Consider the following 17,882-nt stretch of genomic DNA (forward strand, 5'->3'; position numbering starts at 1 on the left):
ACGGCTCGGGGGGAAAACTTATGCCAATTGGACGCATTCGAGCGCAAAGGCATATGTAATTGCGGTTTCTTTGATGCGCTCGAAGCGCCCAGAGGCTCCGCCATGGCCGGCGTCCATATTGGTGCGCAGGTACAATGGTTTCTGGTCGGTCTTGGTTGCACGCAGTTTAGCTACCCATTTGGCGGGTTCCCAATAAGTGACGCGGGGGTCGGTCAATCCCGCAAGTGCCAATATGGGCGGATAGTCCTTTGCCTCGACATTATCGTAAGGGGAATAGGCGGCGATGCGTTTGTAGTCATCTTCCGAGGTGATGGGGTTTCCCCACTCCGGCCACTCAGGCGGTGTCAGCGGCAAGGTATCGTCGAGCATCGTATTGAGCACGTCGACAAACGGAACGATGGCCATGACTCCCGCCCAGAGTTCGGGCCTCATATTGGCAATTGCCCCCATTAACATGCCGCCCGCAGACCCCCCTTCGGCCACGATCTGGCCCTTGGAGGCGTAGCCTTTTTCGATGAGCATTTCAGCGGCTGCGATGAAATCGGAAAAGGTGTTGGTCTTGTCGGCAGCACGACCGTTCTTGTACCAGCGATAACCCTTGTCCATTCCGCCTCTTACGTGAGCGATAGCATGGACAAATCCTCGGTCGACCAATGAAAGGGTCGAGACAGAAAATCCGGCGGGTATTGAATGACCATAGGCGCCATAGCCATAAAGCAGAGCAGGGGCGCTGCCATCGAATTTCAGACCCTTGCGGTAGAGAAGTGTGACAGGAACATCTTCACCATCAGCCGCTTTTGCAAAAATCCGCCGCGTCTCATAGAGCTCAGGATTGTGTCCTGACGGCACCTCTTGCTGCTTGCGCAGCGCCCGCTCGCCGCTTTCAAGGCTGAGATCGAAAATTTGCGCTGGCGTTGTTGGAGAGGAGTAGGAAAAGCGAATGGTCGAGGTTTCAAATTCATATCCGGAAACAAGCCCCAAGGAATAGGCTTCTTCGGGAAATGATATGGTCTGTTCTTGTCCATTGCGTAGATCGCGCACCACGATCCGTGGCAGCCCATCCTTGCGCTCAAGCCTGACCAAATGATTGGCGATCACCTCAATATCAAGGATAAGCCGTCCGGCTTCATGGGGAACTAGATCTGCCCAATTGTCGACGCCCGGTGCATCCACCGGAGCCGTTACGATCTTGAAGTCTTCGGCTTCATCGTCATTGGTCAAAATGTAAAGGATGCCGTCGCGCTCTTCGATCGAATATTCGGTGTTTTCGTGCCGCTTTTCCACGCAGAAAGGCTCACCGCCTTTTTCGGCGTCAATCAGCCAGACTTCTGACGTTTGGTGATCGTGAGCTGAAATGGTGAAGTACCGGCGCGACTGCGTCATGCCGACGCCGACGAAGAAGCCAGCGTCTTTTTCTTCGTAAATCACAGTATCGTCGGCTTGGCTGGTCCCGAGCCGATGCTCCCGGACACGGTAGGGGCGATGGTTCTCATCGAGTTCTACATAGTAGAATCGCGATGAGTCATTGGCCCAAACCGCGCCACTTCCCGATTTTTCTATACGTTCGTCTCGATCTTTGCCTGTATCGAGATCACGGATGAAAATTGTATAATATTCGGATCCATTGCGGTCTGCGGCCCAGGCCATCAGCGTGTGGCAGGGCGAATGTTCGGCGCCACCAAAACCGAAATATCCCTCGCCAGCTTCGAGATTGCAATCGAGCAAAACCGCTTCAGTACCGCCTTCGCGGGGCGTGCGCACTATAAGGGGGTATTGGTCGCCTTCGCGCGTCCGCGACGCATAGGCAAACGGGCCATCCGGAGCAGGGACCGAACTGTCGTCTTCCTTAATTCGTCCACGAATTTCAGCGTAAATCTTTTCGCGAAGTGCCTCGGTGGGCTTGCCGAAACCGTTTTCATACCAAGTGTTTTCGGCTTCGAGATATGTCCGAATATCGCCAGGCAGAACTTCGGGATCGGCCATGACCTCACGCCAGTTGTCTGCCCGCAGCCAATTGAACGGGTCGGTGCGAGTTACCCCATGCCGCGTGTCCGAGTGGGGGCGTTGCGCGGCAACGGGAGGCGCTGTGTCAGTCATGGTCTGTCCCTGGAAGGCTGGGCAAAAAGGATTCGGAATTTGGGCAACTATTCTTCGGGCTTGAAATCCAGCGCAAGCCCATTGGTGCAGTAGCGCAGGCCTGTCGGAGCAGGACCATCTGGAAACACATGTCCAACATGCGCATCGCACTTGGCGCATCGGATTTCAGTCCGACGCATGAAATGACTTCTATCGTCAATTTCCTTGATGGCATGCTCGGATACGGGCTGGAAGAAACTGGGCCAACCTGAGCCGGAGTCATACTTGGTATCGGATGTAAACAGGGGGGCGTCGCAGCATACACAGTGGTAAATGCCGTCACGTTTCTCGACATTATAGTCATGAGAAAAAGCGCGTTCAGTGCCATGTTCTCGTGTCACGTGATACTGTTCGGGCGTCAATTTATCGCGCCATTCGCTATTGGATATCTTTTGCGTGTCGTTCATCTTGCGCCACTCCTGACGGTTGTGCACTCAGACTATTAGCTGATGGCAATGTGGTTATCACAACTGCCGGGGTCAATATTGTGTTCCCGGTAGCCGGTTTTTGTTGAGGTTGGCGCGGGGATGCGTACTGTTTGCACCATTGATTCCTTTCAACCGCAATCGGGCTGTTGATGGAGAACGAAATGAAGTTCGGGGGCTCGCTTGGGACCAAGTCTTGACGTGATTGTTGCGCTGATCGCGATCGCTCCATTCTTTGCGGCCGTTTTTGCGCCGTGGATCAAGACTTTTGCTGGGCCCGCAGCCGGCTGGATCTTAGCCGTAGTGCCCGCCGCTATCTTCGCTACCTTCATATCCTTCATCGGTCAGATTGCCGACTTTTCGGTTATCAGGGTGGGGCTGGATTGGATTCCGGCCTATGGCATTTCATTCTCATTTTTTGTCGATGGATTGAGCCTGATCTTTGGTCTGCTCATTTCTGGCATCGGCACGTTTATCGTCATCTATTCCGGCGGGTATCTTGCTGGCCATCCCCATCAGGGACGCTTCTTTTCGTACATCCTGATGTTCATGGGGTCGATGCTCGGTCTGGTCTTGGCCGATAATGTGTTCACACTTTTTGTGTTCTGGGAATTGACCTCAATAACGTCATTCCTACTGATCGGCTTTGATCACTCACGTCAGGCTGCGCGACGCGCAGCCATTCAGGCGTTGGTTGTTACCGGCGGCGGCGGCCTTGCCCTGTTGGCGGGACTGATTCTGCTGACACTTATCACCGGCCAGAACTCGTTGACAGGCATGTTGACGACGGCCGGCGCAGCTCAAGAAAGCGCGCTATATCTTGTTGCCATGCTGTTGGTTGTAGCTGGCGCATTCGCAAAGTCGGCCCAGGTGCCACTGCATTTCTGGCTCCCCAACGCCATGGAAGCGCCAACTCCGGTTTCTGCCTATCTGCACTCGGCGACTATGGTGAAGGCCGGTGTCTACCTGCTGGCTCGAATGACGCCGATCCTTGGTGATACCGAGCCGTGGTTCTGGATTTTGACCCTGTTTGGTGGTGCAACGCTGTTGATGGGCGGCGCGCTGGCTGTGCGCCAGACCGATCTCAAGCAGATGCTGGCATATACCACGCTCGGCTCGCTCGGTTTGCTGGTGATGCTCATTGGTTTTGGTACCAAGGAAGCCATTCTCGGTGCGTTGCTGTATCTGTGCGCCCACTCGCTGTTCAAGGGTGCGCTGTTTATGATTGCCGGGACAATCGACCATGGTACGGGCACGCGCGATATAACTGTGCTTGGCGGTCTGCGCGAAGCGATGCCGATCACTTTCATTGCCGCCGTGCTGGCGGGTTTTTCCATGGCCGGCTTTCCAATCGCCATAGGCTTTCTTGCCAAGGAAGAAATGTATCTAGCTCTGACATCGGGATTGTGGCCGGATTTGCTGTTCCTTGCCGTGCTTATTATTGGCAATGCGTTGATGATGGTTGTTGGGCTCCTGATCGCATTCAAGCCTTTCTTGGGCGATCTGCGCCCGACGCCACATACGCCGCACGAGGGATCGCTCAGCCTGTACATAGGCCCCGTTGTACTTGCTGTGCTTGGTGTTTCTGCCGGACTGTTTACCGACTGGCTGAACCACGTCGTTCTCGATCCGGCTGGTGGGGCCATCTACAATGCGGCAGTCGAGGCCCATATTCATCTCGCGTTCGATCTGGCCAATCCTGCAGTTTGGGCCTCGATAGCGACGTGGGTTCTCGGCGGGGTATTGTTCTGGAAGGCCGATGCCGTCCGTTCGACCTTGCGGCGCACGGGTGAAGCCATCGGCTGGACATTCGATATGGGCTTTGACGCATTCATGTTCGGTCTGGTTCGTTTTGCCGATCGAATAACGCGTGTTCTCCACCACGGCCGCCTCGAATGGTATTTGCTTTTGATGTTCACTGTGCTGGCTATCGGCATATTTGCTCCGTTGCTGGTCACAGACAGCCTGCCGCCGATTCCAGCCTGGCCCCAGCTCACATTCTATGAATGGGGCGCCATTGGGATCGCTGCCATCGGCCTTATTGCGGTTCTTGTCGCACGGACGCGGCTGACAGCCATCGTTGCCCTTGGCATTCAAGGGTTTGCGGTCGCCGTCATATTCATGTTGTTCGGTGCGCCAGATCTGAGCTTTACGCAGTTCATGGTGGAGACATTGACTGTCATCATTCTTGCACTGGTAATGACCCGTCTGCATCTCGATGAAGCCGATAGTCGTGATCTTGAAACCGCACTCCGAGACGGCGTGGTCGCACTGGCCGTCGGCCTTGGCATCGCGATATTGCTGCTGGTGGTGCTACAGACCGATCTGGACCTGAGCCTGACCGAACTGTTCAGGGCTACCAGCACCCCGATCGCGCATGGTCGCAACATCGTCAATGTCATCCTGGTCGACTACCGTGCGATTGATACGCTCGGTGAAGTTTCCGTGGTCATGGCTGCGGGACTAGCCATACTCGCGCTGATCCGTCTGCGCGCCTCGAACAGTGGCACTCAGGGCGCAAGGGCAGGGCGCAGGCGCAAGGCAGGGAGTTCGCAATGAACACGGTAATCTTTAGAACGGCCGCACCCGTCCTCACTGCGCTGATGCTGGTGTTTTCTGTTTTCGTCCTGCTGCGGGGGCACAATGAGCCCGGCGGTGGTTTTATCGGCGGATTGATCGGCGCCTCAGGTATCGCAATTTATGGTATCGCCGCAGGGGTTGACGCGTGTCGACGTGCACTTCGCGTGCACCCAATCGCTCTTGCAGGGCTGGGCGTGGTGCTCGCCGCGATTGCAGGCTTTATGTCGCTGGCCGCCGGTGTTCCGTTTTTGACGGGCCTGTGGTGGATTTTCGAGTTTGAGGGCACAGAGATTGCTCTATCCACGCCATTGATCTTTGACATCGGCGTTTATGCGGTGGTTGTCGGCGCGGTGGGGACAATAGCGTTGGCGCTCGAAGGCGATGAAGGCGATGAGGGAGACGACTGATGGAAGTTGCGCTCGCTGGCTTGATCGGCCTGTTTTTTACGGCGGCGGCCTATCTGCTGCTGTCCAAGGCGATAATCCGCATGCTTCTTGGCGTGGCGATCCTCGGCAATGGCGTCAATCTGCTGATTTTCACTATCGGCCGGCTGACGGCCGAAGTGCCGCCTATCGTTCCAGCGGGTGAGTACTTCCCGCTAGAAGGGTCTGCCAACCCACTTCCACAGGCGCTTATCCTGACGGCAATCGTTATTGGATTTGCCCTGTTCTCGTTTCTGTTGGTTCTCGGTTACCGCGCCTATCAGGAACTCGATGCCGACAATACCGACAACATGCGCGTCGCCGAGCCAGAAAATGCGCCTCGGCCTCCCCTGAGTTACTAGGGAATACAGACAATAATGGCGACAGCCGGTACATCATACGACTCGCTCGAACTGCCCACAGCAATGATCGATGGGGCCACGCCTGCAGCCGACTGGATTGTCGTTTGGCCGGTAGCGCTGGCACTTTTTGGTGCCGGCCTGCTTGTCATGCTGCGCAGCCAGCGGCACGTTCAGCTGGCTTTCACCGCTGCCGTGATCGTCGCGATCATGGTTTCCAATATCTACTTGCTGCTGCGCGTGTTCGAGAGCGGCCCGGTCGCCATGACTATGGGCAAATGGTTGCCGCCCTTCGGCATCACGTTTGCCGCTGATATGACCAGCGCGCTCTTTTCCCTTGCCGCATCGATCGCCGCGCTTGTTGTAGCGTTCTACGCGCAGGTTGAATTGACGGATCGCGGGCATCGCTTCGGGTTCTATCCGATGCTGCTGCTCTTGCTTTGCGGGGTCAGTGGTTCGTTTTTGACTGGCGACATCTTCAACCTCTATGTGTGGTTTGAGGTGATGTTGATCTCGTCGTTCGGGATGATGATCCTTGGGGGGCGCAAGCTCCAGCTCGACGGTGCCATCAAATATGGTTTTCTGAATTTCCTCGCGACCACCTTCTTTCTTGTCGCGATCGCCTATCTCTACGGGCTGACAGGCACGCTCAATTTTGCCGATCTGGTGGCCAAGGGGGCCGATTTGCCCATCGGTCCGCTGGTGACGGTCTCCGTCCTGTTCCTTTTCGCTTTCGGCGTGAAAGCTGCAGCTTTTCCTGGAAACGCGTGGCTGCCCGCCTCCTATCACACCCCCGCCGTTTCGGTTTCCGCGATCTTCGGCGGCTTGCTCACCAAGGTTGGCGCTTACGCAGCCATCCGCGTGCTGGCCATGGCATTGCCAGAGGGGTATGCACAGATCCAGACAGTGATTGCCGTAGTGGCGTTCGCCACGCTCATTCTTGGTCCATTGGGTGCAATGGCGCAGACCAATTTGCGCCGTGCAGTTGGCTTTATGGTAATCGGCGGTATCGGCGCAATTTTCGCTGGATTTGCGATGGGCACCACGCACGGTATCGCTGGCGCGATTTTTTATGCCTTTCACTCAATGCTCGCGGTCACGGCCTTCTACCTCCTGGCGGGTCTAATCGAGCGCATGAATGGCACCAGCGATATTCGCAAGATGGGCGGCATCTACGGCGCAAGTGCGCCAATGTCCATTCTCTTCATCATCATGGTTTTTACAATTTCCGGTTTGCCGCCATTCCTGGGCATTTGGCCAAAGATCTTATTGGTTGAAGGGGCAGTGAGGATTGAAAACTGGTGGCTCGTGTTTGCCGTCTTGTTCAATTCGTTCCTGACGTTGATTGCTGCCAGCCGTCTTTGGGCGCACATCTTCTGGCGCAACGGCCATGAGGGCGAGCGCTCCGAGCAGGCCAACCAGGATTTGCGATCACTGACCCGTCGGGAAGTCGCTATGGGCTTGGTGCCCACGACAATTTTGTTTGCGATCATCATAGTGTTCGGTCTCTTCCCCGACTGGCTGTTTAATGCTGCCGGCAGTGGGGCCCATGATATCCTCTCGCCCACCCGCTATGTCGACGCCGTGTTTGCACAGGTGCCCCAGCCATGAGCTTTGCATTTCTGGTTATAACGCTATCGCTGGTCTGGGCCGCGGTCACTGGCAGCTTTACTTTGCTCAACCTCTTGCTCGGGGGTCTGATCGGTGCTCTGGCTGTCCTGTTCATCCGGGATCGTGTGGACAGACCCCACATGATGCGTCGCTTCGTTAGGGTCGTATCGTTAGCGGCGCTGTTCTTTTACGAGCTTGCGTTGTCGGCCCTGCGGGTGGCTGTGCTGGTTCTGTCGCCACGCATGGAAAAGCGGCTGTCGCCGGGGATTATTGCCTACCCTCTCACCGTCGCCAGCGAAGTTCAGATCACACTTCTGGCGAACCTGATCACTCTGACGCCTGGTACGCTGAGTGTTGATGTGTCTGATGACCGTTCCACACTTTATATCCACGTCCTAGAAATGCATGACCGCGAGGATGTTATCGCTTCCATTAAGAGCGGGTTCGAGGCTCGGATCATCGAGGTGTTTGAATGATGTCTGGTCCTGAATTTCTCCATCTGGCGACTACGATCTCGCTCGGTCTTCTGACCGCTGCACTTCTGGTAACGATCTATCGGATTGTCGTCGGGCCTAGCCTGCCGGACCGCGTTCTCGGGCTCGATATGCTGATTGCGGTTGTTATCGGCTATATAGCTGCAATCGCATTGCGCACGGGGTTCATGCTTTATCTCGATATTGCGATTGCGCTGGGCTTGATTGGTTTTCTATCGACTGTGGCATTTGCACGATTTATTCTTCAGCGCTGGCAGATTGACGCTGCCGCGCGGGAAGATCACCTCGAGGAGAGTCGCAAATGATCGTCGAGGGTCTCTATTATTTTGCTGGCGTTATGGTGATTGTCGGCGCGCTGTTCAGCCTTGTCGCTGCATTGGGTATCGTGCGCCTGCCAGACTTGTATACGCGCATGCATTCCGGCTCGAAGGCTGGCACAGTTGGCTCCGGACTTACCCTTCTGGCGATAGCATTGGTGAGTTTTGATGGCGCCGTGATTTTGCGTGCCCTGCTTGGCTTCGTTTTTTTCATGCTGACAGCGCCGATTTCCGCTCATCTTTTGGCGCGCGCATCCTATATCGCGGGCTACCGTCCGACGAAACAGTTTGTGGTCGATGATCTGGAAAAATCGGGCGGTTTGGCAAGTAAAGAATAATTCACCCTAAATTTCGCCAAGTTGTTGTTCGACGGTTGCAAAGTTAGAAGAACGACTTTAATTCCAGAGATATGGGGTTCCCCCGGGAATTAGCCCGCCCCAACAAATAGCTCCCATTATGCAGAAGGGATTTTCGATGACCGCTCCGGCGACCGCCGAGAACAGGGTCGAGCTGGACCTTGTGGAATACAGTACAGAGATTGTCGCTGCCTATGTCAGCCACAACGCCATCAGCCCTACAGATCTTCCGAAATTGATTTCGGAGGTTCATGCAGCACTTCGCCTGCTTGGCGCGGAAGAAGCTGCCGCTCCTGTCGAAGAGAAAAAGCCTGCAGTGCCAGTGCGCAAGTCGGTGACGTCCGATTACATTGTCTGCTTGGAAGACGGAAAGAAATTTAAGTCACTCAAGCGCCACCTGCGTACGCATTACAACCTTTCTCCCGAAGAATATCGGGAAAAGTGGGGCCTTCCTGCCGACTATCCGATGGTCGCTCCCTCTTACTCCGCTACACGGTCCAAATTGGCCAAAGACAATGGCCTTGGTCGCAAGGCCGGATAAAGTTTTTTTTTAGATTATTGCGTAAGGGCCGCGTCAGCGGCCCTTTTTTGTTTGCACGCTCGCTCTACGCGCGAAGTTCGGTCAGCACTTATCCCCGCATTGCCGCAGTTCAGATATAGGAATTATATCCTATTGATGAGAAGGTGGTTCGATGACGATCTGGATGGAAAGAACCGAGCGCTCCGAGGGTCGAAAGCTATCGGAAACCCAACGGCGCAACTGCAGGCTCGTAGTTCATAAAGTATCACTTGAGACTGGCGTCAGCTATGAAGACTTCGTTGCACCTTCGCGCCTGTGCCTGCGCACTGCCAGTTCAAGGCAAGCTGCGATGTACCTTTGCCACGTACTCCTGGGGTTGACCATGACGCAGGTTGGCGCGTTTTTTGGACGCGACAGGACAACAGTTGCTTATGCCTGCCGCCAGATTGAGGATCTGCGCGAGGATGGGGGAGACTATGATTCTTGGCTTCAGGAACTCGAAATGCAGATCGACAGCGCTCGGCGCGTGCCGTGCTCGCTTGAAACTTTGACCGGTGAGGGCGCTCATGTTCGCTGCTGATGTTCAATTCGGGCAGTTAGCCCGCAGCCGGAACGGAGAGGCCGCATTCCTCGACGTGCACCACCTTGAGGCTGCGTCGCGTTTGTCGACACTTTTCGAGCGTAGCCAATTACGCGCGCGCACCACAATGAATTACGGGCCGCGGGTGGATAGAGGGAAGCGCAGGCATGCCGATGATGTTGGCGATATGGCGCTCGATGCCCGACGCCAACTTGCAGAGTTTTACAGCACTGTACCGGGCGAGTGCATGGATGTTGTAATTGATGTTTGCGGCTACGAAAAAGGTCTTCAGGAAATCGAACGCGAACGTGGCTGGCCAAGACGTAGCGCCAAACTGGTGTTGCGCATCGGCCTTGAGGCGCTGGCAACCCAGTTAGGTTTGACCGCTAGCGCTTTGGGCAAAGATACGGCTGCAACTCGCAATTGGCTCGACGAGGGCGCGCGACCGGTAGAAATCGGCTAGGCCTGCACAGCTACCTGCGCATCTGCGCGCAGGCGCGAAACCATAGCTGAGAGACCGTTCGATCTCTGCGTGGAAAGGTGTTCTCGCAGGCCGATCGAATCCAGTATGGGCAAGGCATCGGTCGCCACGATATCGGCCGCCGTACGTCCCGAGTAGAGAGCCAGTACGATGGCAACCAGCCCGCGTACGATCATGGCATCGGAATCGCCGCGGAAGGTCAGAATCGTTCCCTCCTCGCCAGGCTCACTTTCGGTTACCAACCACACTTGCGAAGCGCAGCCATGTACTTTGTTGTCTGCGCTGTGCTCTTCGTCAGTAAGCGGCGCAAGCGACCCACCAAGTTCGATGATGTAGCGATACCGATCTTCCCAGTCGTCAAGGAAAGACAAATTGTCTGCGATTTCGTCAAAAGCGGCTGTCGTGTTCATGCCCGCTACTTAGCCCCTGATCGGGGAGATTGAAAGGGGCAGTCACTCAATATGCCCAGTCCGGGCGGGGCGGGGGGAAGATTCCGTGAGCTGTCGGTTCAACGTCTACGCCGGCCTGAGGCAGCGTTATCTGAGCGAGTACGGTTCGTCCCACAGTGCATTCGAGGCTGCCGCAATCTTCTGGCATCAGAGTTTGGCTGACAGCCTGTGCGCCTTGGCTCGCCAGATTTTGACCTGTCGCACGTGCCGAAGCACCGACATCCATACCAGCGCTGGGCGCCATGACGATAAAAGCGGCGGATAGCCAAAAAGCGGATCGAACCAAAAACATTACTCAAACCTCGTCGTCCGGGACATGTGGACAGCGTCGAGGTGAAATCTAGAGTTCTGACGTGAAGCATTTTTGGCAAACTCGCCTAAAATTTAAATTGCATTTTATGCAAATGTCGCCGGCTTCGACAGCGGGCCGTTAAGCAAGACTCTGTTTACGCTACCCCCAGAAACCTGCCCCGAACGTTCATTGATTCCGGCCTGAGCCTGTCTCAGCCGTTTCGACTTAATGGTGTCTTAGGGCTTGAATGGAAGTGTGGGCCAGCCAAAGGGCGCCGCCCCGAAGCAACGCCGCAGCGTATCGCGGCAATACGAGTTGAGCGTTTCATGCGTAACCCCTTTGCGGATTTCACTATTGCCTCTCACAAGTCGCCCAGCCCGGTTGGGCGCGGGCAGCGCAATAGCGTGCTGCGTCGTGTCCTTGCGCTTAACACAGTAGCGATGTTGGCCGGGCTTGGCTTGGCAATGGTGTTGTCCATTGCCATGCTTATCGGCGGACACGTCGGCCCGTTGATCGCGACGGCTATAGTATCTGGCCCTATCGCCCTTTCCGGCGCGTTATTTCTGCGCGGTGATTATGAACCTACAATTGTAGTGCATTCACTGGCGCTCGGCGTTGTTGGGGCAATTTTGACGGTTGCCGATCCGGCAGCTATCGACCTCGGGTTGGCCCTAGGATTGATGGCCTCACTCTATGCGCAGATCCTGGGGGAAGGGCGTTTCCGAACCCTGGCGTGGTCTCTTCCCGTTCTGATTCTATGCGTAAGCCTTTTTTCTGGCGATGCGGTGTCATCGGCTTTACAGGGCACGGCGCAACCTTTTGGGTTTGTTGCCATCGCTGTATTCGGTGTCGTTGCGGCGGTTACAGCGACGCGCCTTGATATTATTTCCTCAGAGTCGCCGGTGTCTCAAACACGAGCGTTCGCTGTGCTTGCCGAGAACATTCTTGGAGCTGTCGTACGCTATGGGGCAGATGGCGGTCCGGTCTTTATTTCACGTTCAGCGGGCAATCTGCTGGGCTGCCGTACGTTCGAGCTTGATGGTGCAGGACTTTTTGAGCGCGTCCATGTCATGGACCGTCCTGCATACCGCAAAGCTATTTCCGACGCATCGAATGGTACCACGGCACGCACCATCGAACTGCGTCTGCGACGCGACGATGCCGAGCCCGGCGCAGGCGCGCATTATATCTGGGTTGAGTTCGCTCTTGCACCACTGGAAAATGATGACGAGGCAGCTTCTTCGAATGACGTTCTAGCCGTCCTGCGCGACATTAGCGTACGCAAGGAAGCAGAGCATGAAGTCGAAGTCGCCCGCAAACAGGCAGAGGATGCCTCGGAGGCAAAATCGCGTTTCCTCGCGACAATCGGTCATGAATTGCGCACGCCTCTTAATGCCATAGTGGGCTTTTCAGATATGATGTCGGAAGGCATTGGCGGCGAGTTGTCCCCGACGCATGCCGAATATGCGGGGCATATCAGCCGCAGCGGCCATCATTTGCTGGATGTCGTCAATATGCTGCTCGATATGTCCAAGATCGAGGCGGGCAAGTTTGAGGTCCATGCTGAACTGTTTGCGCCACACGCGCTCGTTGAGCCATGTGTCCAGATGGTTGAGAATCTGGCGCGCGAGCGCACCGTTACCATTCAAACTACGGTACCCGAGAAACTCCCTCAGATCATGGGGGATGAACGCGCGTGTCGGCAAATTCTGCTAAACCTTCTCTCAAACGCCGTTAAGTTCAGTCATGAAGGCGGCTCCGTTTCGCTTGCGATGAAACGTCAGGGCAAGATGCTGGCCATTGCGGTCACCGATACCGGCATCGGTATGCGCCCTGAAACCATTGAACGTATCGGCGAGCCGTTCTTGCAGGCTCAGGATAGCCTCGCTCGTCGATACGAAGGTACCGGGCTGGGGCTCTCGATCGTTAAAGGGCTGGTAAGCCTCCACGGCGGGCGCCTCGACGTGGTGTCAGAACAAGGCTCTGGAACGACGATCAGCGTCCTTCTGCCGCTCGAAGGCCCGCTGGGCGCCGGGAAGGGCTCGGCGACCATTGAACATCTTTATACGACCAAGCGCGATAGCGACGAAGACAAATGGCTCCAAGACGAAAGAAGAAGCGTAGCAAAATGAACGCCGGTATTGCACAAATTCCGCTTGCCCTCGGGGCTGGCGCTGCCAGCATGATCGGTCAGGCCCTCTCATGGACGGCATTGCGTTTTGCCCGTTCGCCCATGGCTTCGACCGGCCTTGTGCTTATCTCGGGGCTCACGTTGATGGCCGCAACCAATGCGTTGTTCATGCAGGATACCCGGCATCCCGCGCCCATGTTCGTTTCGGGATCGGCGAGTACTCCTCTGCCTGTTTCAATCGAACCTGTGGTGGTGCAGCCTGAAGCGATCCCGCAGCGCCCAAACGCAGCACCTTCAGAGTCCGCTGAAGCGCCTGCGCCGGCGCTCACCACGCAGTCCGCAGTACCGGTTCCGACAACGCCAGAACCCACCGTGCCAGCAATTGGCAACCAGGATATTGCTGATCTGCAGGAAAAGCTCAAAGCTCTGGGATTTTTCGATGGTGCTGTCGACGGATATTATGGCCCCAGGACTGCCGACGCTATCCGCGACTTCGAAGCGCGTTTCAATCTTCCGCGCACTGGAGCAGCAACGCCGCAGGTCATAAAGGCCGTGAAGGAGGCGCCATTGCAAACTTCACAGATATCCCAGCCCGTTGCCGCGACTCCGCAAACCGACGACATTGCGCCTTTGCTTGCCCAGATGCAGGAAACAGCGCCCACGGCGGCCGATAGTGTCGAACGTCAGACAGTCGCTGATATTTCATCCGATGTTACGGCCTCAACGTCCCAAGTCGTCGCTGCTGACCCTAGTATTCCTGCCGTACTCGATGGCGATCTCGTGAGTGATATTCAGCGCGGGTTGAGCCGGCTTGGCTTCTTGCAGGGGTCTGTCAATGGCGTTGCCGATGAGGCGACCGCGCGAGCAATTCGCCAGTTCCAGATATTCAACAACTATCGACCGACTGGCGAAGTCAGTCCTGTGCTTCGTCAGATGCTGGTCGAAGCCGGAGCTTTCCTGTAGCCCACCGTCCATGCAGCAACTTAGGTCAGACATCTGGTGTGCCGCTTTTGTGCGACGCCACAACAACACTGGGAATTTCTGTGTTGTTTCACGTCGAGGGGACGCAATTGCGGGGCAGATTTGGATCGAAGTCGACCATCTCGATGGCACTGTCTCGCTGTTTACGCCAGCCCCCGGCGCAGCCATGGATCCGCTTCCAGACGACCGGGTTTTTCATAAGCGTTTTGCGCGTTCTGATCCATTGACGGTAAAAGAACGGATCACACGCGAAATCGACTTCGATCAAGACCTATGGGTCCTTTCCGTCGATTGTCGCAGCGATGATTTGGGACTTGAAGTCGTCTAGCTGGCGCGGCGCGTTGATTGCATTTTTTCCAAGGCTTCGATTGCCTGATCGCCAACGGTTCCCGTTCGCAAGGGCCTGGCTTGTTGCGTACGCCGACTCGGTTCAACGAAACTTGCGTATTCCGGCTTGGTAAGTTCAGCCGGAAGCACATCACCGCGCCAGGCACTCATCAAATAGACCATTGCCGGAACACTTATCTCATCAAATAACCGTGCAAAGCTGGCCAGAGTCTTGGAGCGGTCGGCGTCGTGGCTGGTTGCATGGATAAGTACCTTTAACCCATCATAGGACGTACATCCAAAGGCGCGCAGTACAACGAACAGTGCAGCGCCGCTCGTATCGTGGGCGATTTCCGCACAGCGCAGCTCACTCAGGCCGGTGATCTGGCTCAGGAGCCGCGTTATTTTGGGGCGCCGGTTTTCCGAGAACAGCTTCATCAGGGCGCCGGTAAACTCATTAGTCGCCACAGAGATTTGCTCGAATGTTCGCATCATTGGCGCTTGAGGCAGCGTGCGTCGCGCGTAGGCGCGCAGGACGTTAAGTCTGCCCTCTTCAGGCAAGTCGAAAAACACGTTGGTCAGAAGCGCTGCGTCAAAATCTTCCCGGCAGGCCAGAATAGCAGCGACCTCGTGGTCCATCTCAGCTGATCGGGTCAGAGCATTTAGATAGGCGCCACGAGGGGCGATGGTTTCGTTTGAGGCAAGCGCCCGGTACACTTTACGGCTATTAATCGGAAACAGACGGGCCAAAATAGCGTTGGATAGTGCAGGGCGCCTTGCGATTGCCGCGATTACGTCCGCATTGCCCTTGTCTATCAGACGTACCATCACATCGTCGGAAAGGGTTTGCGCACGCTCAAGGTGGGCAATGAGGCCGGTACCAAGATTGTCGTAGACAAGGATCTCGAGCGCCGGCGTAAGGTGCTGGGCGCTCGCGAGGATTCCCGCTGCCTTGGTACGCGCTGTCGGTGCGGCTGTCGGAAACAGGCGTTTAGCCAATGTTTCGAACTGCTCAGCCTCAGCTGCTAGTGGGCGACTGCGTCGCGCATAGGCATCGCAGGCGGCGACCAACAATGTATTGGCTCGCTCCACGCCGCCGGTTTCGATCAGCAGCTGAAATGTCTCATATGGCTGAAAGCCGATCATTTGGTCGACTCGTCCCCCGGGTCCACTCGTGTTGTTCTGCACTATTGACTGAGATTCGTTAGCGGACTGTTAACCTTGACGAAGTCTTAATGGCATATGTCCGGATCCGGGGCGGCATGGTGCCGGCTGGGGCAAGCGGAGGACCGGGCGCACCAAGAGGCCAATTATGGGTATGCTGGTAAAATTCAGCCCCAAAGGCGCCTGTTCGGCACCGGCTACGCCCGGTGGACAACGCGGACAGGTCATATTGTTTACGGGCGTTCGCTATGACCGCGGGGCAGGCGGGATTAATCCCGGCCCGGCACCCAAGATCAGGCGAACCCGCAAGGGCTGAAGACTTTGAAAGACTGGTTGGTTGGCGGCGCACTCGCAGCCGCAGCGTGTTTGTTGCTGTCGGGATGCGCTCGCCCTACGGGCGATTTCGGTCGGGCGGCTCCATCTGTGCTCCATGACCGCGTCATGCCGGCGCTGGGCGATGCGCGTGCTGCAGCAAACGGCGAGCCTGTCTCCAGCTTCAACCGTACCGATCAGGAACGGGAGATGCATGATCGCGTCTGGCGTTTTCTTGTGGCGCCACACGCTCATGACTGGTTTTACGATACGGCTGTGGAGTTACAACGCACCCGCATTGCCTCGAATCTCGACGTCCAGTTCATAGCTGATCGTTATTATTCGACCCTACGTAGTACCCAATATCAGTCGTCGCGTGTCCGTTACCGCAAGGTCTCGAATGATATCAGCATCGATATCGCGACTATACCTGCCACCTTCGCCGCGATCTGTGCTGTCATTGAGGTGGACCGCCAGCGGGCGATCGCTGCGTCCAATGTAGAGCTGGCCGCAGCCGACGCTTCAGGTCAGGTTGCCGCGCGTAAATGGGAAAATGATCAGAAGATCGACTGGTTCACGCGCGCTCTGACGTATCGGTATCAGTCTTACTCCGTTGCGCTTGAGCGGCTCCTTGTCGAAACGCCCCACGAAGAAGCCCGTGTGGTCGATGCAGAGCTTGCGCGATTGCAGCCATATGTTTCCCGGGCACGGGCTGGAGATTTCTGCCTTGCGGGTGGGGCAGGGCTGGTGTTCAAGGACAGCGCGATATCTTCGCGATATGAAACAGCACCATTTACGCCAGAACCGCTGGTGCGAAAGTAACCCTAGCGAATGGTTGAGCAGCTCAACTGCGCGAGTTGTTCTCGGTAACGCGCCCTCATCGCCGGATGAGGCGGAGCCAGGCGCACGACCACCAAGACGTCATTTCCCTGGGCCTCGACGATCAGCAATCCCTCATCGATCTCAAAGCGTTGTTCGGCCAACAGACGTGTCTGAGCGGGGTTGAAAAGGCCCATGTCCAACAAGTTGCCGGATCCAGATCGGTTGGTCGTTGCATAGATCACGTGCCCATCGCGATTGAATACAGCGACCGACCAAAACGCCAAGGGCAGTTCACCATTCACAATGCCCGGCCCGTCGCCTAACTCCAGCCTGCAGAGGCCATAGAGCAGTTCAGGATCGAGCCCCATTGGATTGTCGTCTCCTGGAGCGAGATCGCTCAAAACGACAACAGTTTCGAGCGGGGCCAGCGCTTCTAGTCTATGCCACACGTCGCGTACGGCCGCATCGGGTAGCGTAAGGATGACGACGAGATGAATTAGGCCCCCCAAAACCACACCACCCAAGATCCAAAACAACAGGCGGATCATTGGCACGATACCTTATTGATGGCTGGCATGGCCTCGATTGTGGTGTTGGCGCCGGAAAAAACGACGGCATCATAAAGTGTGAGGGCGAGCTTAAAGGGCCCGGTGCCACCAATCTCCAGCCAGTTTCCCGGTCCCAATGTAGCTCCAATCGTTGCGTCGAGGCCCCCGTCGCCCCATCGGGCAACGCGTTCGCTCTGCAATGCAGGTAACTCGGGTGAAGTTGCGATATTAACGCCGTTGAGGTCGGTCGCAACAAGTGTCCAGAAGCTTGCACCGGGAACTTTGCCAACCACGCGATACTGACATCTCGCGTCCAATGGACTGCCTGCATCGTCGGTGGACGCAGTAAACTGGAGGCCCTCTGCATATCCAAGCTGAAGGTGGCCGGTACGTGCCAGATAAGCCCGGTTGTAAGGGTTGGGCGTTGGTTGTCCTACGTCGGGCCAAGCGGCCCAAACCCCTACGCGGACGGCAGCAAAAAGCCGCCCGTCACTAAGCGCGTAATAGCTTGTGCCAAACCCTACCGAGAGGGCAACCGTAAGACCAACCAACAGTCGGAAAATCAATCCCAAGAC

20 protein-coding genes are annotated in these 17,882 nt (G+C 56.2%); 14 read left to right on the forward strand and 6 right to left on the reverse strand.

Features of this window, described 5'->3' with window-relative positions; all coding sequences use genetic code 11:
• Window positions 1–18: 18 nt before the first annotated feature.
• Entirely contained in the window at window positions 19–2,097 is a 2,079-nt protein-coding gene (locus tag ACN0TA_RS04685) for a S9 family peptidase (protein ID WP_417580293.1), read from the reverse strand.
• A 47-nt stretch (window positions 2,098–2,144) separates the two neighbouring features.
• On the reverse strand, window positions 2,145–2,543 hold the full coding sequence (msrB, locus tag ACN0TA_RS04690) for a peptide-methionine (R)-S-oxide reductase MsrB (protein ID WP_417580295.1): 399 nt from the start codon (window positions 2,541–2,543) through the stop codon (window positions 2,145–2,147).
• 201 nt (window positions 2,544–2,744) lie between these two features.
• Between msrB and ACN0TA_RS04695 the strand changes: the two genes are divergently transcribed.
• From ACN0TA_RS04695 to ACN0TA_RS04740, 10 genes are all read left to right on the forward strand, one after another.
• Window positions 2,745–5,120, forward strand: coding sequence for a putative monovalent cation/H+ antiporter subunit A (locus tag ACN0TA_RS04695; protein WP_417580297.1), 2,376 nt, complete (start codon window positions 2,745–2,747; stop codon window positions 5,118–5,120).
• Entirely contained in the window at window positions 5,117–5,548 is a 432-nt protein-coding gene (locus ACN0TA_RS04700; protein WP_417580299.1) for a Na+/H+ antiporter subunit B, read from the forward strand. Before ACN0TA_RS04695 ends, ACN0TA_RS04700 begins: the two co-directional genes overlap by 4 nt.
• Complete coding sequence (locus tag ACN0TA_RS04705) at window positions 5,548–5,925, forward strand: Na+/H+ antiporter subunit C (RefSeq protein WP_014129809.1); 378 nt, start codon at window positions 5,548–5,550, stop codon at window positions 5,923–5,925. The genes ACN0TA_RS04700 and ACN0TA_RS04705 overlap by 1 nt, the downstream gene beginning before the upstream one ends.
• A 15-nt stretch (window positions 5,926–5,940) precedes the next feature.
• Complete coding sequence (locus ACN0TA_RS04710; protein ID WP_417580302.1) at window positions 5,941–7,533, forward strand: proton-conducting transporter membrane subunit; 1,593 nt, start codon at window positions 5,941–5,943, stop codon at window positions 7,531–7,533.
• On the forward strand, window positions 7,530–8,009 hold the full coding sequence (locus tag ACN0TA_RS04715) for a Na+/H+ antiporter subunit E (RefSeq protein WP_417580304.1): 480 nt from the start codon (window positions 7,530–7,532) through the stop codon (window positions 8,007–8,009). The genes ACN0TA_RS04710 and ACN0TA_RS04715 overlap by 4 nt, the downstream gene beginning before the upstream one ends.
• Window positions 8,006–8,332, forward strand: a complete 327-nt coding sequence (locus ACN0TA_RS04720) for a cation:proton antiporter (protein ID WP_417580306.1) — start codon at window positions 8,006–8,008, stop codon at window positions 8,330–8,332. Before ACN0TA_RS04715 ends, ACN0TA_RS04720 begins: the two co-directional genes overlap by 4 nt.
• A complete protein-coding gene (mnhG, locus tag ACN0TA_RS04725) occupies window positions 8,329–8,682 on the forward strand; it encodes a monovalent cation/H(+) antiporter subunit G (protein ID WP_417580308.1) in 354 nt (117 codons plus the stop codon). Before ACN0TA_RS04720 ends, mnhG begins: the two co-directional genes overlap by 4 nt.
• 136 nt (window positions 8,683–8,818) lie before the next feature.
• Window positions 8,819–9,241 carry a MucR family transcriptional regulator gene (locus ACN0TA_RS04730; protein ID WP_417580310.1) on the forward strand — a complete coding sequence of 141 codons (423 nt, stop codon included), beginning with the start codon at window positions 8,819–8,821 and terminating at the stop codon, window positions 9,239–9,241.
• 151 nt (window positions 9,242–9,392) lie between these two features.
• Window positions 9,393–9,800 (forward strand): helix-turn-helix domain-containing protein, encoded by a 408-nt coding sequence (locus ACN0TA_RS04735; protein ID WP_417580312.1) that lies wholly within the window; start codon window positions 9,393–9,395, stop codon window positions 9,798–9,800.
• Window positions 9,787–10,263 (forward strand): DUF6456 domain-containing protein, encoded by a 477-nt coding sequence (locus tag ACN0TA_RS04740; RefSeq protein ID WP_417580314.1) that lies wholly within the window; start codon window positions 9,787–9,789, stop codon window positions 10,261–10,263. The genes ACN0TA_RS04735 and ACN0TA_RS04740 overlap by 14 nt, the downstream gene beginning before the upstream one ends.
• Here ACN0TA_RS04740 and ACN0TA_RS04745 read toward each other — a convergent pair.
• Entirely contained in the window at window positions 10,260–10,691 is a 432-nt protein-coding gene (locus tag ACN0TA_RS04745; protein WP_417580316.1) for a SufE family protein, read from the reverse strand. The two genes, ACN0TA_RS04740 and ACN0TA_RS04745, sit on opposite strands and share 4 nt — an antisense overlap.
• Window positions 10,692–11,348: 657 nt before the next feature.
• Between ACN0TA_RS04745 and ACN0TA_RS04750 the strand changes: the two genes are divergently transcribed.
• The 3 genes from ACN0TA_RS04750 to ACN0TA_RS04760 are packed head-to-tail and all read left to right on the forward strand — an operon-like array spanning window position 11,349 to window position 14,462.
• On the forward strand, window positions 11,349–13,154 hold the full coding sequence (locus ACN0TA_RS04750) for an ATP-binding protein (protein ID WP_417580318.1): 1,806 nt from the start codon (window positions 11,349–11,351) through the stop codon (window positions 13,152–13,154).
• Window positions 13,151–14,116, forward strand: coding sequence for a peptidoglycan-binding protein (locus tag ACN0TA_RS04755; protein ID WP_417580320.1), 966 nt, complete (start codon window positions 13,151–13,153; stop codon window positions 14,114–14,116). Before ACN0TA_RS04750 ends, ACN0TA_RS04755 begins: the two co-directional genes overlap by 4 nt.
• A 10-nt stretch (window positions 14,117–14,126) precedes the next feature.
• Window positions 14,127–14,462, forward strand: coding sequence for a DUF1491 family protein (locus ACN0TA_RS04760; RefSeq protein WP_417580322.1), 336 nt, complete (start codon window positions 14,127–14,129; stop codon window positions 14,460–14,462).
• Here ACN0TA_RS04760 and ACN0TA_RS04765 read toward each other — a convergent pair.
• The gene (locus tag ACN0TA_RS04765) at window positions 14,459–15,607 is read right to left on the reverse strand and encodes a DUF2336 domain-containing protein (protein WP_417580324.1); all 1,149 of its coding nucleotides are present in this window, start codon (window positions 15,605–15,607) and stop codon (window positions 14,459–14,461) included. The genes ACN0TA_RS04760 and ACN0TA_RS04765 overlap by 4 nt on opposite strands.
• 339 nt (window positions 15,608–15,946) lie before the next feature.
• Here ACN0TA_RS04765 and ACN0TA_RS04770 point away from each other — a divergent pair, with 339 nt between their 5' ends.
• The gene (locus ACN0TA_RS04770) at window positions 15,947–16,759 is read left to right on the forward strand and encodes a hypothetical protein (protein WP_417580326.1); all 813 of its coding nucleotides are present in this window, start codon (window positions 15,947–15,949) and stop codon (window positions 16,757–16,759) included.
• A 2-nt stretch (window positions 16,760–16,761) separates the two neighbouring features.
• On the opposite strand, the gene ACN0TA_RS04775 is transcribed toward ACN0TA_RS04770, so the two are convergent.
• Window positions 16,762–17,307, reverse strand: a complete 546-nt coding sequence (locus tag ACN0TA_RS04775; protein WP_417580328.1) for a hypothetical protein — start codon at window positions 17,305–17,307, stop codon at window positions 16,762–16,764.
• A complete protein-coding gene (locus ACN0TA_RS04780) occupies window positions 17,304–17,879 on the reverse strand; it encodes a DUF1214 domain-containing protein (RefSeq protein WP_417580330.1) in 576 nt (191 codons plus the stop codon). The genes ACN0TA_RS04775 and ACN0TA_RS04780 overlap by 4 nt, the downstream gene beginning before the upstream one ends.
• Window positions 17,880–17,882 lie beyond the last annotated feature (3 nt).

Origin of the sequence: Pelagibacterium sp., from assembly GCF_048264985.1 — a bacterium.
In the GTDB taxonomy this organism is placed as follows: Bacteria; Pseudomonadota; Alphaproteobacteria; order Rhizobiales; family Devosiaceae; genus Pelagibacterium.